Source organism: Micrococcus sp. HG099, from assembly GCF_024723355.1.
Lineage (GTDB): Bacteria > Actinomycetota > Actinomycetes > Actinomycetales > Micrococcaceae > Micrococcus > Micrococcus endophyticus.
Genome location: NZ_JANQCJ010000008.1, coordinates 20638 through 37977, shown reverse-complemented (window position 1 = coordinate 37977; position 17340 = coordinate 20638). Strand labels below are relative to the sequence as shown.

General features: G+C 74.9%; 12 protein-coding genes and 3 tRNA genes. 9 read left to right on the top strand and 6 right to left on the bottom strand.

All coding sequences use genetic code 11. From position 1 onward, the window contains the following. Nucleotides 1-101 precede the first annotated feature (101 nt). Entirely contained in the window at nt 102-410 is a 309-nt protein-coding gene (locus NWP10_RS01770) for a DUF2516 family protein (RefSeq protein ID WP_258299672.1), read from the bottom strand. Between the two features lie 78 nt (nt 411-488). Here NWP10_RS01770 and tmk point away from each other — a divergent pair, with 78 nt between their 5' ends. Together tmk and NWP10_RS01760 are read left to right on the top strand one after the other, a co-directional pair. Then, nucleotides 489-1139, top strand: coding sequence for a dTMP kinase (gene tmk, locus NWP10_RS01765; protein WP_017488312.1), 651 nt, complete (start codon nt 489-491; stop codon nt 1137-1139). Next, nucleotides 1136-2335 (top strand): DNA polymerase III subunit delta', encoded by a 1200-nt coding sequence (locus NWP10_RS01760; RefSeq protein WP_017488311.1) that lies wholly within the window; start codon nt 1136-1138, stop codon nt 2333-2335. The genes tmk and NWP10_RS01760 overlap by 4 nt, the downstream gene beginning before the upstream one ends. 79 nt (nt 2336-2414) lie before the next feature. Here NWP10_RS01760 and NWP10_RS01755 read toward each other — a convergent pair whose 3' ends face one another. Next, the gene (locus NWP10_RS01755) at nt 2415-3155 is read right to left on the bottom strand and encodes an HAD family hydrolase (RefSeq protein WP_017488310.1); all 741 of its coding nucleotides are present in this window, start codon (nt 3153-3155) and stop codon (nt 2415-2417) included. Between the two features lie 187 nt (nt 3156-3342). Here NWP10_RS01755 and NWP10_RS01750 point away from each other — a divergent pair. Further along, a tRNA-Thr gene (locus NWP10_RS01750) sits at nt 3343-3419 on the top strand. A 49-nt stretch (nt 3420-3468) separates the two neighbouring features. Here NWP10_RS01750 and NWP10_RS01745 read toward each other — a convergent pair. Then, complete coding sequence (locus NWP10_RS01745; protein WP_258299671.1) at nt 3469-3918, bottom strand: hypothetical protein; 450 nt, start codon at nt 3916-3918, stop codon at nt 3469-3471. After that, on the bottom strand, nt 3915-5000 hold the full coding sequence (locus NWP10_RS01740) for an NAD(P)H-quinone oxidoreductase (RefSeq protein ID WP_258299670.1): 1086 nt from the start codon (nt 4998-5000) through the stop codon (nt 3915-3917). Before NWP10_RS01740 ends, NWP10_RS01745 begins: the two co-directional genes overlap by 4 nt. Nucleotides 5001-5207: 207 nt before the next feature. Between NWP10_RS01740 and NWP10_RS01735 the strand changes: the two genes are divergently transcribed. The 3 genes from NWP10_RS01735 (at nt 5208) to NWP10_RS01725 (ending at nt 11076) form a co-directional block, all read left to right on the top strand. Continuing rightward, nucleotides 5208-5295 (top strand) — tRNA-Ser (locus NWP10_RS01735). 250 nt (nt 5296-5545) lie between these two features. Beyond that, on the top strand, nt 5546-7939 hold the full coding sequence (locus NWP10_RS01730) for a bifunctional UDP-sugar hydrolase/5'-nucleotidase (RefSeq protein WP_258299669.1): 2394 nt from the start codon (nt 5546-5548) through the stop codon (nt 7937-7939). A gap of 23 nt (nt 7940-7962) precedes the next feature. After that, nucleotides 7963-11076, top strand: a complete 3114-nt coding sequence (locus NWP10_RS01725) for an ExeM/NucH family extracellular endonuclease (RefSeq protein ID WP_258299668.1) — start codon at nt 7963-7965, stop codon at nt 11074-11076. A 64-nt stretch (nt 11077-11140) separates the two neighbouring features. On the opposite strand, the gene NWP10_RS01720 is transcribed toward NWP10_RS01725, so the two are convergent. Continuing rightward, complete coding sequence (locus tag NWP10_RS01720) at nt 11141-13096, bottom strand: FAD/NAD(P)-binding domain-containing protein (protein WP_258299667.1); 1956 nt, start codon at nt 13094-13096, stop codon at nt 11141-11143. A gap of 293 nt (nt 13097-13389) precedes the next feature. Here NWP10_RS01720 and NWP10_RS01715 point away from each other — a divergent pair, with 293 nt between their 5' ends. Continuing rightward, nucleotides 13390-14301, top strand: a complete 912-nt coding sequence (locus NWP10_RS01715) for a PRC and DUF2382 domain-containing protein (RefSeq protein WP_258299666.1) — start codon at nt 13390-13392, stop codon at nt 14299-14301. Nucleotides 14302-14571: 270 nt separating this feature from the next. Further along, nucleotides 14572-14660: transfer RNA gene (locus NWP10_RS01710), tRNA-Ser, on the top strand. A 206-nt stretch (nt 14661-14866) separates the two neighbouring features. On the opposite strand, the gene NWP10_RS01705 is transcribed toward NWP10_RS01710, so the two are convergent. Next, the gene (locus NWP10_RS01705) at nt 14867-15739 is read right to left on the bottom strand and encodes a hypothetical protein (protein ID WP_258299665.1); all 873 of its coding nucleotides are present in this window, start codon (nt 15737-15739) and stop codon (nt 14867-14869) included. 235 nt (nt 15740-15974) lie between these two features. Between NWP10_RS01705 and NWP10_RS01700 the strand changes: the two genes are divergently transcribed. Next, nucleotides 15975-17327 carry a hypothetical protein gene (locus tag NWP10_RS01700; RefSeq protein ID WP_258299664.1) on the top strand — a complete coding sequence of 451 codons (1353 nt, stop codon included), beginning with the start codon at nt 15975-15977 and terminating at the stop codon, nt 17325-17327. Nucleotides 17328-17340 lie beyond the last annotated feature (13 nt).

Genomic DNA, 17340 nt, shown 5'->3' with positions numbered 1-17340 from the left:
GGGGAGATGAGCGTGCGCTGGGAGGCGGTGGCGCCGTCGTCGTGACGGCGGGGCGGCCCGGCCGACGACGGCGCGGGCCGGGTCAGCGGCGCGTAGCCGGATCAGCGGCGCGTGGCCGGGCCCATCTCCTGACGGGGGCCGGCGAGGTACACGCACGCCACGCAGGCGGCCAGGAGGCCGAACATGCCCATGCCGCCGCCCGAGAGCACGCCGAGCACGCCCACCGCGGCGGCGACGCCGGTGAGGATCAACCAGAAGCTCTTGTCCCGGCCGCCGATGCGGGCGAAGTCGCCGGGGCTGCGGCGCAGCGCGTCAAGGAAGGCCCACACCTCGAGCACGAGGCCGACGATCGCCAGGATGCGGAACAGCCAGTGGTCGAACGTCAGGGCGAGGTGCATGGGGGCGCTCATGCCCGCCAGTCTAGAGCGCGGGGGCGGGGCCGTGGGCGCGGTTCCTCCCGCGTCCGTGGCGGCGTCTAGGCTCGGGGGGTGAGCACCGAGACCGAGCATCGCGGGCTGTTCGTCGCCGTCGAGGGGCCGGACGGGTCCGGCAAGTCCACCCAGGCGCGCGCCCTCGTGGCGGCCCTGCGCGCCGCCGGGCGCGAGGCCGTCCTGACCCGCGAGCCCGGGGGCTCCGACCTCGGCGAGACCCTGCGCGGGCTGCTGCTGGACCCCGCGCACGCCCCCGTGGACCCGCGCACCGAGGCGCTGCTGTTCGCCGCGGCCCGCGCCGCCCACGCCGTCCGCACGCTGCGCCCCGCGCTGGCCCGCGGGGCCGTGGTGGTCACGGACCGGTTCGTGGACTCCTCCGTGGCCTACCAGGGCGCGGTCCGCGGCCTCGGCGAGGAGTGGATCGCCCGGCTCAACGACTGGGCCACGGACTCGCTGGTGCCGGACCTGACCGTGCTGATCGACGTGGACGCCGCCACCGCGGCCGCCCGCCGCACCGGGCGCGACGGGGACGGGGCGGACCGCATGGAGCAGGAGACGGCGGACCAGCACGAGGCGCTGCGCGCCGCCTTCCTCGCCCGCGCGGCCGCCGCGCCGGAGCGCTACCTCCTCCTGGACGGCGCCCTGGACCCCGAGGAGCTCACCGCCCGCGCCCTGGCCCGCGTCACCGCCGAGGCGGACGCCCGATGAGCGCCCTCCCCGACGCCGTCCCGGCCGTCTTCGCCGACCTCGCCGGCCAAGGCTCCGCGGTGGAGCAGCTGCGCCGGGCCGCCGCCGAGGACCGGCCCACCCACGCCTGGATGTTCACCGGCCCACCCGGCTCCGGGCGCTCGACGGCGGCCCGCGCCTTCGCGGCCGCCCTGCAGTGCGAGGCCCCCGACCCGGCCGCGCGCGGCTGCGGGCGGTGCCACGCGTGCCGCACCGTGTTCGCCGGCACCCACCCGGACGTCACGGTGCTGGCCACCGAGGCCGTGAGCTACCGGATCGAGGACGTGCGCTCCCTCGTGGAGGCCGCCCAGTCCACGCCCGCCACGGGCCGGTGGCGGATCTTCCTCATGGAGGACGCGGACCGCATGACGGAGCGGGCCACGAACGTGCTCCTCAAGGCCGTGGAGGAGCCGCCCGCCCGGACCGTGTGGATGCTCTGCACGCCCTCCCCCGCGGACGTGCTGCCCACCGTGCGCTCGCGCTGCCGCCTGGTCACCCTGAGCATCCCCGCCGTGGAGGACGTCGCGGACCTGCTGCACCGCCGGGACGGGCTGGACCGCGAGACCGCGCTGACCACCGCCCGCATCTCGCAGTCCCACGTGGGCATGGCCCGCCGCCTCGCCCGGGACCCGGAGGCCCTGGAGCGCCGCGAGCGCATCCTCTCCCTGCCGCTGGAGGCCACCGCGGTCTCCGACGCGATGGCCCTGGCCGCCACCCTGGCGGACGTGTCCAAGGCGGAGGCCGAGTCCTCGGCCGAGGCCCGGGACGCGGAGGAGCTGGAGACCCTGCGCCGCTCCCTCGGCCTGGAGCCCGGCGAGCCCGTGCCGCCCAAGCTGCGCCAGCACGTGAAGCGGCTCGAGGAGGACCAGACCCGGCGGCGCCGGCGCTCGGTCCGCGACTCCCTGGACCGGGCCATGATCGACGTGATGGGCCTGTTCCGGGACGTGCTGCGGGTGCAGCTCGGCGCCGAGGGCGAGCTCATCAACGAGCACCGTCGCGCGGAGGTGGAGGCCTACGCGCGCGGCGCCGCCGGGGACTCCGCGGAGGTCCTGGCCCGGATCGACGCCGTCGCCACGGCCCGCGAGCGCATCGCCGCGAACGTGCCCGAGCAGCTGGCGCTCGAGGCCATGATGCTGGCGCTGCTGCCGCGGCGCGTGCGCACCCCGCGCCGGCGCTGAGCGCTGCTCCGCCCGAGCGTCGCGGCCCGAGCGACCTCGGCCGGCTCTGCGGGCCGGCCGGTTCAGCGGTCCGGGCGGTTCAGCCGCCCGCGCCCACGAGCGCGGGCACGTCCGCCAGGCCGTCCACCACGTGGTCCGCGCCCGCGGCCAGGAGCGCGGCGTCCGCGTCCCGTCCGGTGCGCACCCCGGCCACCAGGCCGGCCCCCGCCCGGCGCCCCGCCGTCATGTCCTCGGCGGTGTCCCCCACCACGAGCACGCCGCGGACGTCGTCGAGGTCCAGGCCCAGCAGGGCGGTGAGGATCATGTCCGGGAAGGGCACGCCGCGCCCGGCGTCGTCCGGGGACAGGCTCAGGTCCGCCAGGCCCATCCAGCCCAGGGACTCCAGGATCATGTTCTGGGTGTGGCGGGCGTACCCCGTGCACAGGCACACGCGCAGGCCGAGCGCCCGCAGGCGCAGCAGCGCCTCCTCCGCGCCGGGGACCGGCTGGGCGCCGTGCTCGGCCAGCAGGGAGTCGAAGGCCTCCTCGAAGGTGCGGGCGGCCGCGACGGCCGCCGGCCGGTCCGGGAAGACCTGCGCGAACACGGCGGTGCGGGACGTGGCGCGGCGCGCGCGGAAGACGCGCACGGCGTCGGCGTGGGCGGGCGCGTCCGCCGCGAGGCCGTGGGCCTCGAGGGCGTGGGCGAACGCGGCGTCCTGCAGCCCCCGCTCCACGATCGAGGTGCCGGACATGTCCACCACCGCCAGGCGCAGCGGCGGGGACGGCGGCCCGTCGGCGCGCGGGGGCGCGGCCACGGGGCGGGGGGCGTGGTGCAGGCTCATGCGTCTCCCGTCGACGAGGTGTGCGCCCCACGCAACCGCGCCCGTCTGGCCGCGGCGTGGCGGCCGGGTGAACGCCCGACGACGGGGCGGGCCACACTGGGTGCCGCCGTCGCGCCGGCCCGGGGCCCGGTGGAATCGGGCCGGGGAAACCGGTATGCTCGTCAGCCGTGGCCGTTCGCGGCCGCGTGCCTCCTTAGCTCAGCTGGCCAGAGCAGCTCCCTCGTAAAGAGCAGGTCGCCGGTTCGAATCCGGCAGGGGGCTCCAACGGACCCCGTCGCGTGAGAACGCGGCGGGGTCCTTCTCGTCCCGGGCCTCACAGCCTCGCGGCGAGCTCCTCGGCGCGGTCGAGGTGGGCGAGCGTCCGCTCGGCGTGCCGGCCCACGGAGTCCGAGGAGCCCTGCCCGAGCCGGTGCATGGCCAGGGCCTGCGCGGTGGCGGCGAGCTCGTGGGCGGCGCGGGAGAGCTCCCGGTGCACGTCCGCCGCCTCGGGCGGGATGTGCTCGCCGTCGCCGGCGTGGTCCCGGTGCAGGCGCACGCAGAGCGCGCGGACGGCCGGCAGCCGCTCGGCGAGGACGTTGCCGGCGTGCACGATGCCGTTGCGCTGCTCCGCGCTGAGCAGGTCCGGGCCGCGATCCCCCTCCAACACCTGCCAGTACCGGTCCATGGCCCGGACGAACCGGTCGTGGGCGCGGCGCCACAGCCCGGTGCCGAGCTCGCGGTCGTCGGAGCGGGACTGGCGGAAGCGCGCGAAGGGGCCCCTCACGTCCGGTCCTCCTGCGGCCACAGCGCGTCGGCGGGGTCGGTGACGAGCAGCACCCGGCCGACCCGGTCCTCCGCCTCGAACCGCCGGTGGGCGGCCACGGCGTCGTCGAGGGGGAAGCGGGCGCCGACCGCCAGGTCGATGCGCCCCGCGGCCACCAGCGGGGCCACCGCCCGCTCGGTCCCGGCCACGATCCGCGCCTTGTCCACCACGGAGCGGGCGCGCAGAGTGGCCCCGGTGAGCCAGCCGCGCTTGGACACCAGGCGCATCAGGTTGAAGCCGTCCGCCTTGAGGCCGCCCTGCACGGCGATGACCACGATCCGGCCCTCCGCCGCGAGGCAGCGCACGTTGGCGTCCAGGTACGGTCCCCCGACGACGTCGAGCACCACGTCCGCGCCGCGGCCGCCGGTGCGCTCGAGCACCCAGTCCGCGAACGCGCCGGGCTCGCCCGAGCGGTGGTCGAAGACGTCCTCCGCCCCGAGGGCGCGCACGCGCTCGCACTTGGCGGGCCCGCCGGCGGTGGCCAGCACGCGGGCGCCGATCGCCGCCAGGTACTGGACCGCGAACGTGCCGATGCCGCCGGAGCCGCCGTGCACCAGCACGACGTCGCCGGCGCGCACGCCGCCGCGCTCGGACATCGTGGACCACACGGTGCAGGCCACCTCCGGCAGGGCCGCGGCGGTGACGAGGTCCACGCCCGCCGGCACGGCCATCAGCTGCCCGGCCGGGACGACCACGTGCTCGGCGTAGCCGCCGCCGGCCAGCAGGGCGCACACCTCGTCCCCGGGGGCGAACCGACCCTCGCCGGGCAGGCCCGCCTCCTCGCCGAGGGCCACGACGACGCCGGAGACCTCCAGCCCCGGCACGTCCGAGGCGCCCGGCGGCGGCGGGTACTTCCCCTCCCGCTGCATGACGTCCGCCCGGTTCAGGCCCGCCGCGGCGACCTTCACGAGGACCTCGCCGGGCCCCGGGGTCGGGATCGGCTCCTGCCCGACGGCCAGGGACCCGGCCCCGCCCTCGCCCGTGAACCGGACCGCGCGCATGGTTCCCCGGCCCGTCCCGGGCGTCATCGTCGTCTCGGACATGCTCGGCCCCTCCTCCCGCTCCTGCGGCGCTCGTCTCATGGTGCTCGTCTCGTCGTGCTGGTCTCGTGGTGCTCGGGGTCCATCATGGTCCCCGGCCCCGGCCCCCCGCCACCGGCTCGGCCCCCGCGGGCCGCGCGGCGTCGTCGTGGGCCGAGGGCGCCCGGGGCGCACTCGGTAGAGTGGTGCGGCGGGCCCGAGGGCCCGCCGGGATGGTTGTCCGAGCGGCCGAAGGAGCCGGTCTTGAAAACCGGTGCGCGGTGACCCCGTGCCGAGGGTTCGAATCCCTCACCATCCGCCCCACCATGAGCCGGGTCGTCGTGCATGCAGCGACGGCCCGGCTCATGGCCTTCTCCGGCGCTCTGCGTCGATCCGCCGGGCGGGGACGCCCAGGCCGGGCGGGGCGGGGCGGCATCGCCTCCGCGCCTCCCCTCGGCGTGGCGCTGTTCACCCGCACGTCACTCGGGCATGCTCTCCTCAGGTGTGACACGCCGCACCGTCATCGGCGCCGTCCGATCATCACGACCCCACGCACCCCCGGGAGAGCCATGTCCAGTCTGTTCCGCCGCCACGCCGTCGCCACGGCGGCCTGCACCGTCCTCGTCCTCGCCCCCGCCAGCGCCGCCCCGGCCCTGGCGGTGGAGACCGTCGCCGCGGACGAGACCACCATCTCGCTGCTGTCCTTCAACGACTTCCACGGCGCCCTCTCCTCGGACTTCTCCGGCACCCAGTTCGCCGACACCGTGGAGGACTACCGCACGGCCTTCGAGGCCCAGCACGGCGAGGGCTCGGTGCTGCTGACCAGCGCGGGCGACCTGATCGGCGGCTCCGCCTCGGTCTCCAACGTCCAGCAGGACGACCCCACGATCGACGTGATGAACGCCCTCGGCCTGTCCGCCCTGGCCGCCGGTAACCACGAGTTCGACCGCGGCCTGGACGACCTGCAGGACCGCGTGATCCCCCGCGCCGAGTTCCCGGTGCTCGCCGCCAACTTCGTGGACCCGGCCACCCTCGAGCCCATCCTGGCCTCGCACGCGATCTTCGACGTCAACGGCGTGAGCGTCGCCGTCATCGGCGCCGTCCCCAACGAGCTGTACGCCACCACCACCGGCGCCGGCCTGCAGGGCAACACCGTCCTGGACATGGTCGAGGCCGTCAACGGCGTGGCCGCCGAGCTCGAGGCCTCCGGCGCCGCGGACGTGATCGTCGCCTCCTACCACGAGGGCGCCGCGGGCGCGGGCGACCTCGCCGCCGAGCTGGGCAAGCGCGAGGTGTTCCGCTCCATGGTGGAGGACACCCACCCCGCCGTGGACGTGATCTTCAACGGCCACACCCACCAGCTGTACCAGTACGAGACCGCCGGGGACGGCGTCGCCCGCCCCGTGCTCCAGGCCGGCGCCTCCGGCAGCAACCTGGCCGCCGTCGAGCTGACCGTGGACGCCGCCGGCGAGGTCACCGCCGTCGCCTCCCGCCTGCTGGACCGCTCCACCCAGGATCCGGCCGAGGCCGCCGCCGAGTCCGCGGTGACCGCCGAGGTCTACGCGATCGAGCAGGAGGCCGTGGCCGTCTTCGAGGACCTGCAGTCCCAGGTCGTCGCCGACCTGGACGGCTCCCTGACCACCGACTATCAGAAGCGCCTCGACGAGGGCGGCACCTGGCGCGCCGGCGGCACCCGCAGCGCGGAGACCACCCTGGGCAACTGGGTGGCCGACGCCACCAAGCAGACCGCCCTCAACGCCGATCCCGAGGTGGACCTCGGCGTGGTGAACCCGGGCGGCCTGCGCTCGGAGATCCTCGTGGACGCCTTCACCGGCGGCGGCACCTTCTCCCCGAAGCCCGCGGACCTGATCGGCAAGCTCACCCTCGGCGAGCTGCTCGACGTCGCCCCGTTCGGCAACTCGATCTCCTACTTCGACATCCCCGGCTCCTCCATCGAGCTGGCCCTCGAGCAGAACTGGCGCGACGACGTGCGCACCTTCACCCTGGGCTGGTCCGAGAACCTGACCTGGACCTACGACGAGTCCCGCCCGCAGGGCGAGAAGGTCACGGGCGTGTGGATCGACGGCGAGCCGCTCGAGCAGGACGCGATGTACACCGTGGCGACCCAGTCCTTCCTCGCCGACGACACCTGGGTGGCCCTGGGCGACCCGACGGCGGCCCCCGACGGCTACACCGCCTTCGCCACCGGCCGCGAGGACTTCGTGGACCTCGGCGTGCTGGACACCCAGGCCATCTCGGACTACGCCCGCCTCCAGGCGTCCGCCGAGGGCGCCGTGGGCCCCGACTTCGCCAAGAAGGGCGTGCCGGTCAGCGGCGCCCCGGAGACCGTGGCGGCCGGCGAGGAGATCGTCCTGACCCTGGGCGACCTCGTGATCGACTCCGACGACGCCCCGGCGGCCGCCGAGGTGGCCGTGGCCTTCGAGGCCGCGGACGGCACCGTCACCGAGCTGGGCGCCGTCACGGTCCCGGCCGGCTCCGAGGAGGTCACCCTCTCCGGCATCGCCGCCCCGGCCGAGGCCGGCGCGGGCGAGTTGCGCATGACCGTTCGCTACGCGGACGGCACCGACACGATCGTGCGGCACGCCCTCGAGGTGACCGCCTCCGAGGCGCCGGTCGAGCCGACCGAGCCGACCGAGCCGACCGACCCCACGGTCCCGGCCGACCCCTCTGAGCCTGCCGATCCGACCGACCCCACGGTCCCGGCCGACCCCTCTGAGCCCGCCGATCCGGCCGACCCCTCTGACCCGACCGACCCCGCCGCCCCCGTCGAGGGCGACGACGACGGCGACCGGGACGAGGAGCACACGGTGCCCTCCACGGTCGAGACCGGCGACGCCTCCGCCTGGTGGCTGGCCGGCTTCGGCGCCCTCCTGGGCGCCGCGCTGCTGCGCGGCCGCAAGGCCCTGGGCCTGACCGCCTCGTCCGCCCCGGCCGGCCGCTGAGCCGGAGCACTCGGAGAGAGACCATGACCCAGCGCACCTTCCGCCTGTCACGCCCGGCCGTCGCCCTGGCCGCGCTCACCCTGCTGGCCCCGGCCGTCGTCGCCGGCCCCGCCCACGCCGCCCCCACGGGCGACGGCCTCGTGATCAACGAGGTCTACACCAACGGCGGCTCCGCGAACGCCGTCTTCGCCCACAAGTTCGTGGAGCTGTACAACCCCACGGACACGCCGATCTCCCTGGACGGCTGGTCCCTGCAGTACCGCTCCGCCACGGGCACCGCCGCCCCCAACGGCGTCGTGGCGCTCAGCGGCACCGTCCCGGCGAAGGGCCACTTCCTGATCCAGGGCGGCTCCAACGGCACCACCGGCGCGGCCCTGCCGACGCCGGACCTGAACGCCGGCGGCGCCTTCAACCCCGCGGGCGCCCGCGGCACCGTGGTCCTCTCGGACCAGGCCGGCGCCCTCACCGCGCTGCCGGTCGGCTCGGTGTCCACGGGCCAGGCCGAGGGCGTGGCCGACCTGCTCGGCTACGGCACCTCCAACACCTTCGAGACCGCCGCCGCAGGCGCCCCGTCCTCGAACTCGGACCCGAAGTCCCTCACCCGCACGGACGGGGTGGACACGGACGACAACGCGGCCGACTTCACGGTCACCGCGCAGGTCACCCCCACCTCCTCCACCGGCGAGGCCCCCGTGGACCCGATCCCGGATCCCGAGCCGGATCCGGAGCCCGCGCCGGCCCTGACGATCGCCCAGATCCAGGGCGACGGCGCGGCCACCCCCTACGCCGGCCGGCAGGTCACCACCACCGGCGTGGTCACCGCCGTGTACTCCACGGGCGGCTACGACGGCTACTACATCCAGACCGCGGGCACGGGCGGCTCCGCCGAGGACGCCACCCCCGGCGCCTCGGACGGCCTGTTCGTCTACTCCCCGGACACCGTGGGCTCCGTGGCCCTGGGCGACCACGTCCAGGTGACCGGCGAGGCCGCCGAGCACTACGGCCTCACCCAGGTGCGCGTGGGCGCGGGCGGCGTGACGCCGGTGGCCGAGCCGGCCGCCGTCGCCCCGACCGCCGTCGACTTCCCGCTCTCCGAGGCCGACCGCGAGGCCCTGGAGGGCATGCTCCTGGCGCCGACCGGCGAGTGGACCGTGACGGACAACTACGACCTGAACCAGTACGGCTCGCTGGGCATCGTGCCCGGCACCGAGCCCCTGCCCAACCCGACCTCGGTGGCCGCCCCCGGCGCCGAGGCCCAGGCCGTGGCCGCGGACAACGCGAGCCGCCTGATCGTCCTCGACGACGGCGCCTCGACCAACTTCATGCGCTCGCCGGGCAACGAGAACCCGCTGCCGTACCTGGACGCGGACCGGCCCGTGCGCGTGGGCGCGGGACTGGACTTCACCACCGGCGTGATCCTGGACTACCGATTCGACGCCTGGTCCTTCCAGCCGCTGGGCCACCTCACGGACGCCACCGCGGCGGACGTGCAGCCGGTGGGCGTCGAGGACACCCGCCCCGAGGAGGCCTCGCCCGAGGTCGTGGGCGGCAACGTGAGCGTGGGCAGCTTCAACGTGCTCAACTACTTCACCGCCCTGGGCCAGGACTTCCCCGGCTGCCGCGCCTACACGGACCGCTTCGGCGAGCCCGTGACCACGAACGGCTGCCTGCCGCGCGGCGCGTACACCCCCGAGGCGTTCGCCCGTCAGCAGGAGAAGATCGCCGCGGCGATCGACGGCCTGGACGCCTCCGTGGTGGCACTCGAGGAGATCGAGAACTCCGCGAAGTTCGACCTGGACCGCGACCACGCGCTGGCCCACCTCGTGGACGCCCTCAACGCGCAGGCGGGCGAGCAGAAGTGGGCCTACGTCGCCTCCCCCGCCGACCGCCCCGCGCTGGCGGAGGAGGACGTGATCCGCAACGCGTTCGTCTACCAGCCGGCGGAGGTCACCCCGGTGGGCGAGTCCGTGATCCTGCGGGACGAGGCCAACTTCGACAACGCCCGCGAGCCGCTGGCGCAGCACTTCCGCGCGGCGGACGGCACTGAGGCCGGCGTGGCGGGCACCGACTTCGTGGCCGTCACCAACCACTTCAAGTCCAAGGGCGGCTCCGGCGCCGCGGGCGACAACGCGGACTCCGGCGACGGCCAGGGCGCCTACAACGGCGACCGCACCCGCCAGGCGCAGGCCCTCGTGGCCTTCGCCGAGCAGGTGGCCGACGACGCCGGCACGGACCGCGTCCTGCTGCTGGGCGACTTCAACGCCTACGAGAAGGAGGACCCGATCCGCGTGCTCGAGGAGGCCGGCTACGTCTCCCAGGGCGCCCTGACGGGCGAGTACTCGTACACCTTCGACGGCGCGGTGGGCAGCCTGGACGGCGTCCACGCCTCCCCGGCCGCGAGCGCCGTGGTGACCGGCCAGGACATCTGGATGATCAACGCCAACGAGTCCGTGGCCCTGGAGTACTCCCGTCACGACTACGTGGCCGAGGACCTCTACGCGCCGGACCAGTGGCGCTCCTCGGACCACAACCCCCTCCTGGTGGGGCTGCGGCTGGACGGCGCGCCGACCGCGCCGGTGGAGGTCTGCGAGGTCGAGGACTTCGCGGACAACGCCGTGGGCTCCGCGCACTACAGCGCGATCCGCTGGATGCAGTGCGCGGGCCTGGCCAACGGCTACGCGGACGGCACCTTCGGCAAGTTCGAGGACAGCGCCCGCGCCGAGACCATGTCCTTCCTGTACCGCTACCTCGAGGACACCCCCTTCACGGCCGACGGCCAGACGTTCCCGGACGTGCCGGCCACGAACACCCACTTCATCCCGATCGAGTGGGGCTCGGCCGAGGACATCGTCCGCGGCTACGCGGACGGCACCTTCAAGCCGTGGCGCGACGTGACCCGCGGCGAGTTCGCCTCCCTGCTGTACCGCGCCTCCGGCGTGGACTACACGGCGCCCGCGACGTCCGACTTCACCGACGTCTCCCCCGCGAGCTCGCACTACGCGGCGATCCAGTGGATGGCCTCCGAGGGCATCTCGGTCGGCTACCGGGACGGCACGTACCGCGCGGGCCGCGACATCAGCCGCGGCGAGATGGCCACGCTGATCCAGCGCTTCGACGCGCTGGTCGCGCAGGGCTGACGTCCCGACATGACGGCGGGGCCGTCCGGGATCCGATCCCGGGCGGCCCCGCCGTCGTCCGTGCTCAGCCGGCGAGCACGGCCTGCGCGACGGCGTCGGCGTCGGCGAGGAACAGCGCGCGGCCGGCCGGGTCCGCCCCGGCCTCGGCGGCGATCGCGGTGCCCCACTGCACGCCGGAGAGCTGCAGGCCCAGGACGTACACGTCCTCGTGGACCGCGCCGTCCGCGGCGCGCAGCCGGTGGGGCCGGCCCGTGACGTCGAACCCGGTGGCGGGCACCCGCACGCCCTCCTCGTCCTCCCACGTGCCGGCGGCGGCGACGCCGTCGTCGAGCATCCCGCGGATGAGCGGCGAGGAGGCGGCCTGCACCCGGTTGGGCGGCATCATCGCCTCCACCAGCCACTCCCCCTCCACGACCGCGGGGCCCAGCGAGTCCGCCGCGCCCACCTGCGGGCTGCGCACGGAGAAGGCGCGCTCCTCGGCGTCCACGACGGGCGCGGGGCCCGCCCACGTGAGCAGGCCGGCGCGGTGCACCGCCAGCATCTGCTCCACGCGCCACAGCGGCGGCCCGGAGGCCAGCCCCTCGACGAGCGGCTCGAACCAGCCCTGCACGTCCCGGATCCGGGAGTCCTCGGCGATGCGGCCCTCGGCCACCCACGCCTTGATCCGCAGGCGGCCGGCGTGGAGGGCGCCGACGGCCATCATGAACGGCGACTCCTCGCCGAGCGCGGCCTCCACGCACGCCTGCTCCATGAGGTCGGCGACGGCGCGCTGGTAGTCCTCGTGGGAGGCGAACACGGCGTCCTCGAACGGCGCCGTGTAGGCCAGGATGTCGAGGAAGCGGCGGCCGGGGGCGTAGCGCTGCAGCAGCTCCTCGGCGTGCGCCGAGGTCACCGGGGCGCCGCGGCCGGCCTCCTCGAGCTGGCCCACGAGCTCGCCGAGGAACCGGCGGGCCTCCACGGGGCCGCCGAGGATCTCCGGCTGGGCCCGGACCAGGGTGGCGTAGTAGTGGCGGACCACGTCCCGGTGCAGCAGCGGCCAGAGGTGCTCGGCGAGGTCGAGGGCGCCGTGCCGGGCGGACAGGGCGTCCACGGCCGCGTCGGAGAGGTAGCTCAGCGTGACCCCGCGCGGCACGAACGCGTCCACCTCGGCCTTGGGCAGGTAGGGCACGCCGCGCCGGGACATCAGGTGCACGCGAGGCTCGCGACCCGAGGGCTCATAGGCGAGGGCCCGGCCGGGGCCGTCCCCGGTGCGCCGGTAGACGCCGCCGCGGCCCTGGGTGAGCTGGGCGAGCAGGTCGAAGGCGTTCAGGCCCATCCCGCGCACGAGCACGCGGGCCCCGGGCTCCACGGTGTCCCAGTCGACGTCCGAGGGGATCTGCGGCCCCTGGTAGTGGAGGTCGTCCCGGCCGCGCGCCGCGGCGGCCATCCGTGCCTGGCCCGGGCTGAGCTCGGCCGGCTGGTGCCCCAGGCACAGCACGACGGCGTCCGCGGCGAGCTCGGAGGCCGCACCGTCGGCGTCGCGCAGCTCCAGGCGCGCTCCGCCGGCCGGCGTCGGGTGCAGGGCCGTGACCTCCGCGCGGTGCTCGACGACGTCGGCGACCTCGGGCCGGGCGCGCAGGCCGGCGACCACGTCCTGGTAGAGGTGGCGCAGGTAGCGACCGTAGACCGCGCGGGCCGGGTACTGGTGGCGCTGCACGCCCAGGCTGGCCTCGGGGTGCACCCGGCGCCACTGGTCGAAGGTCTGCGCCGCCGTGGAGGGGCGCAGCCCGGGGTTGTCCGCGGCGCAGGCCGTGGGGAAGAACGCCGGGGTGTTCATGAGGTAGAGCTCGGACTGGTCCGTCCGCCACACCCGCCCGGGTCCGGGCGGGTAGGGGTCCACGACGTCGATGCGCAGCCGGGCGGGGTGCGCGCCGGGGGCCGATCCCTCCAGCCGGGCGAGGAGCCGCTCGAGCAGCATCACGCCGCGTGGGCCGGCGCCGACCACCGCGAGTCGACGGACTGCCTCCTGGGCGTCGGGCATGGGGCCTCCCCTTCTCGGAATCCATGTTTCCGCGCCCGGTCCGGACGCATTCCACAGAATATCGGGGGACGTCAAGGGATGCTGACCGTTCGGCCCACACTCCCACGCGGCACCCAGGCTGAGCGGGGGGGTACGGGCCGAAAACCGCGGATTCCTGCAGGTCAGAGGGGAAACCTGGGAGCCGCCTGGCAGTTGAAGAAGTCGAGCGTCCGGCGGTTGACGGGGGTCCTCTCGATGCGGAATGGTGAATCAACGTAAGGGAACAAAACACCGATTCAGAAGGAGAATTCCTCATGGACCGCAACATGCTCGACCAGCTTCAGAACGCCAACGTCTTCGACACCGACGGCGACAAGATCGGCTCCGTCGGCCAGGTGTACCTGGACGACGTCACCAACGAGCCCACGTTCGTGACCGTGAAGACCGGCCTCTTCGGCGCCCGCGAGACCTTCGTGCCGCTGCAGCAGGCTCAGACGACGGCCGACGGCATTACCGTGCCGTTCGACAAGGCCTTCGTGAAGGACGCCCCGAACGTGGACGCCGACGGCTCGCTGACGCCCGAGGAGGAGCAGCGCATCTACGAGTACTACTCCATGGAGTACTCGAACGTGGACCACGACCGGGACGTGCGCCACGATGACGGCCTCCGCGCCGACGCCGGCACCGCGGGTGTGGCCGGCACTGCGGGTGTGGCCGGTGTGGCCGACCGCCGTGAGGACAACGTGGTGGACGGCGACCGCCGCGACGTCGTGGACGGCGACCGCCGCGACCTGGTCGACGCCGACCGCCGCGACGTCGTCGACGGCGACCGTGACTCCATGGTCGTCAAGGATGAGCACCTGCAGGTGGGCACCGAGCGCCAGGCCACCGGCCGCGTCCGTCTGCGCAAGCAGGCCTACACCACCACCGAGACCGTCGAGGTGCCCGTCACCCGTGAAGAGGTCGTGGTGGAGCGCGAGTCCGTCGACCCGAACTCGGCCGAGGCCCGCACCGCCGGTCGTGACGGCGACATCGAGGTGACCACCTACGAGGAGACCCCGGTCGTCAACAAGACCGTGGAGGCCGAGAAGGTGTCGCTGGGCAAGCGCCAGGTGCAGGACACCGAGACCGTGTCCGAGGAGCTGCGCCACGAGGACGTCAAGATCGACGGCGACGCCACCGATCCCGACCTGGACGGCCGCACCGACGGCAAGGATCGCATCTGATCTGACCGGCTCGACCGGCTGACGCCGGTCCGCTGACAGACACGACGGGGGCCCCGGATCCACGGATCCGGGGCCCCTCTCGCGCGTCCCGGGGGTCGCGTGGACCGTGGCGGGGGACGTGCAGTGCGCGACGCACGGGCGGCCGGCCCGCGCGTCGCGCCCGCGCATCCCCCCGCGCGTCGCGCCCTCCTTTGCCCTGGTCCGAGGGGTCACGCTAAGCTGGACCGGTCTGAGAACGCGCCGCCGTCGTGCGGAGCGGGACCGGATGGAGGAGACGTGCCAGAGCGGCCGAATGGACTTCACTGCTAATGAAGGGCTCGGCGAAAGTCGGGCCGGGGGTTCAAATCCCCCCGTCTCCGCGAGAGAGGGCCGGAATCGTTCTGATTCCGGCCCTCGTCGCATGTCCGGGACGCAGCCCGGCCCCGCGGCGACGCGCCCTGCCCGCGCCTCCCGTTCAGCGTTCGGGGTGAGTTGTCGGAGGTCTGGACGCCCCGGACCTCCGACAGGTCACCCGAAACGGTGGGGCACGGGGTGAGGCGGGACGGGCTGCGGCGACGGGCGCGGGTCAGTCCTCGCCGCGGCGCTCGCGCATGCGGCGCAGCAGCTCGTAGGCCTCCGGCACCGAGAGCTGGGAGTGGCTGGAGAGCTGCACGGCGGCGGACTCGAGGTTGCCGTCGCGCACCATGGCGGAGAGCTGGTCGCGCAGCCACGGCGGCAGGTCCTGGGAGGACAGCCGGACGGAGTCCATGCCGCGCATGACCTCCACCTCGAACGGGGGCTCCTCCTCGGCCGGGGCGGCCGACCAGTCGGCGGGCACCGTCAGGGCCGTCAGCTCGTCCCCGCGCGCCGGCTCCGACGTGCCCGACCGAGGCTCAGTGCCGGACGCGGCGCCGTCGTCCACGCGGCCCTCCTCGGCGGAGAGGCCAGACTCGGCCTCGGGGCGCGGCTCGTCGTCCGCGGCGGGGCCGTCCGCCCCCTCCTCGACGACGTCGGCACGCTCGGGGCCCTGTCGCTCGCCGTCCGCGGCCTCGTCACGCGCGGGCACGGGCGGGGTCGGCCGGGTCCGCGGGTCGCGGACCTCGGCCTCCTCGGGGGCCTCCTGCTCGGTCGCTGGCACCGAGTACACCTGCGGGTGCACGGCGAGGGACTGCACGTCCATGACCGCGTCCTTCAGGCTGCGCCCGGTGTGGGCGCGGTAGTCCCGGACGGCCTCCATCACCCGGCTCTGGGCGATGTGCCCGTAGACCCGGCGGTGCGCGTCCTCGTCCAGCAGCGCGGCCGCCTGACGGGCGCGCTCGGGTCCGATCTCCAGCGGGCGACCGGAGGGCGTGCGCGGCCCGGCCGTCTGGCGATCGCGTGCCGCCGACATCCACCGGGAGACGGCGAACGCGAGGGCGCCGATGAGGACCACCGCCAGGACGGGGACGAGGTATTCCATGCCCTCCAGTCTAGGTGCGCCCGCCGACGCCGGGGCGGCCGTCCGGAGCAGCCGGGGACGCCCCCGCTCACGGTTCCGCCGGAGCCGGGTCACAACTGGGTCACAGTCCGTCTCCGGGCGAGGGGCCCCCGGCGTTCCTCCCCTACTCTGGAATCAGACCACCCTGCGCACCCCCGCCGCCGACGCCGTGGACGGGACGGGTCGCGCCTGCCACCTCCCCGAGCCAGGAGTCTGCATGCCCCTCCACCGTCAGCCCGCCCCGTTCCGCGCCCGTCGCGTGTGGGGGACCTCCGTCGCCCTGGCCCTCGTGCTGGCCGGCTGCGCCGCCCCGCAGGAGGGCGACGCCCAGGGCGCCGCCTCGGAGACCTCCTCCTCGTCCGCGCCTGCTCCCTCCGCCTCCGCCCCCTCCGACGCCGGCTCGGCGTCGCCGTCCGGTTCCACGGGCACGGACGCCTCCGAGACCGCCGCGGCGCCGTCGTCGAGCGCGTCCGGGGACTCCGCCGGTCCGACCGCGAACGCCGACCCTGCCACTCCGCTGGCCGCGCGCTCCCACGAGGGCGTGCCCATGCGCGCCTACGCCGCGGACGAGCGGCCCCCGCAGTTCGTCCTCTTCTCCTTCGACGGCGGCCGCCAGGACGCCCGCTGGAAGACCTTCATGGACGCCGCCGAGGACTCCGGCGCCAAGTTCACCGTGTACCAGACCGGCATCAACCTCATCGAGAGCGCGAACCGGGAGAACTACACAGCGCCGGGCAACCAGCCGGGCTACGTCGGCACCGAGCTCGGCGGAGACGCCGCGGAGGTGGCCCAGCGCATCGGCAACATCAACGCCGCGCACGCCGCTGGTCACGAGATCGGCACCCACTACAACGGGCACCTCTGCTCCCCCACCCCGCACGGCGGCGACAAGTGGACCACCGCCGAGTGGGAGCAGGAGTACAGCACCTTCGAGGAGATCATCACGGACCCCGGGGCGTTCAACCCCGGCAGCGCCCTCCCGGCCCTGGACATCACGCCCGAGGACATCAAGGGCGGTCGCCTGCCCTGCCTCGACGGCCAGTGGGACCAGCTCGTGCCCATGTGGAAGGAGCACGGGCTCGTCTACGACACGTCCCGGTCCGCGAGCGCGACCGGCGTCGCCTGGCCCTACCAGGAGGACGGCATCTGGCAGTTCGAGATGCCGATCGTCTGGTCCCCCGTGCTCGCCGAGCAGGGCAAGCCCAGCCCCCTGGTGATGGCCATGGACTACAACTTCTGGATCTCCGGCAACGGGGGCAAGGACGACCCGGCGGACACCGCCCGCCTCACGGCCTTCCAGCACCGCACCTACCGCTACATGTTCTCCTCGGCCCACGCGGGCAACCGCGCGCCGCTGGTGTTCGGCAACCACTTCAACGACTGGGGCCTGAACGCGTTCAACCCGGCCGTGGAGCAGACCATGCGGGAGGTGTGCGACGAGCCGGACACCTACTGCGTGACCTACCAGCAGATGGTCGACTGGCTCGAGCTGCAGGACCCCGCGGTCCTCGAGGCCTGGCGCGCCCAGCCCCGCTCGGCCACCGGCGACGACGCGGCCGCCCTCGGCTGATCCGCCGGATCCC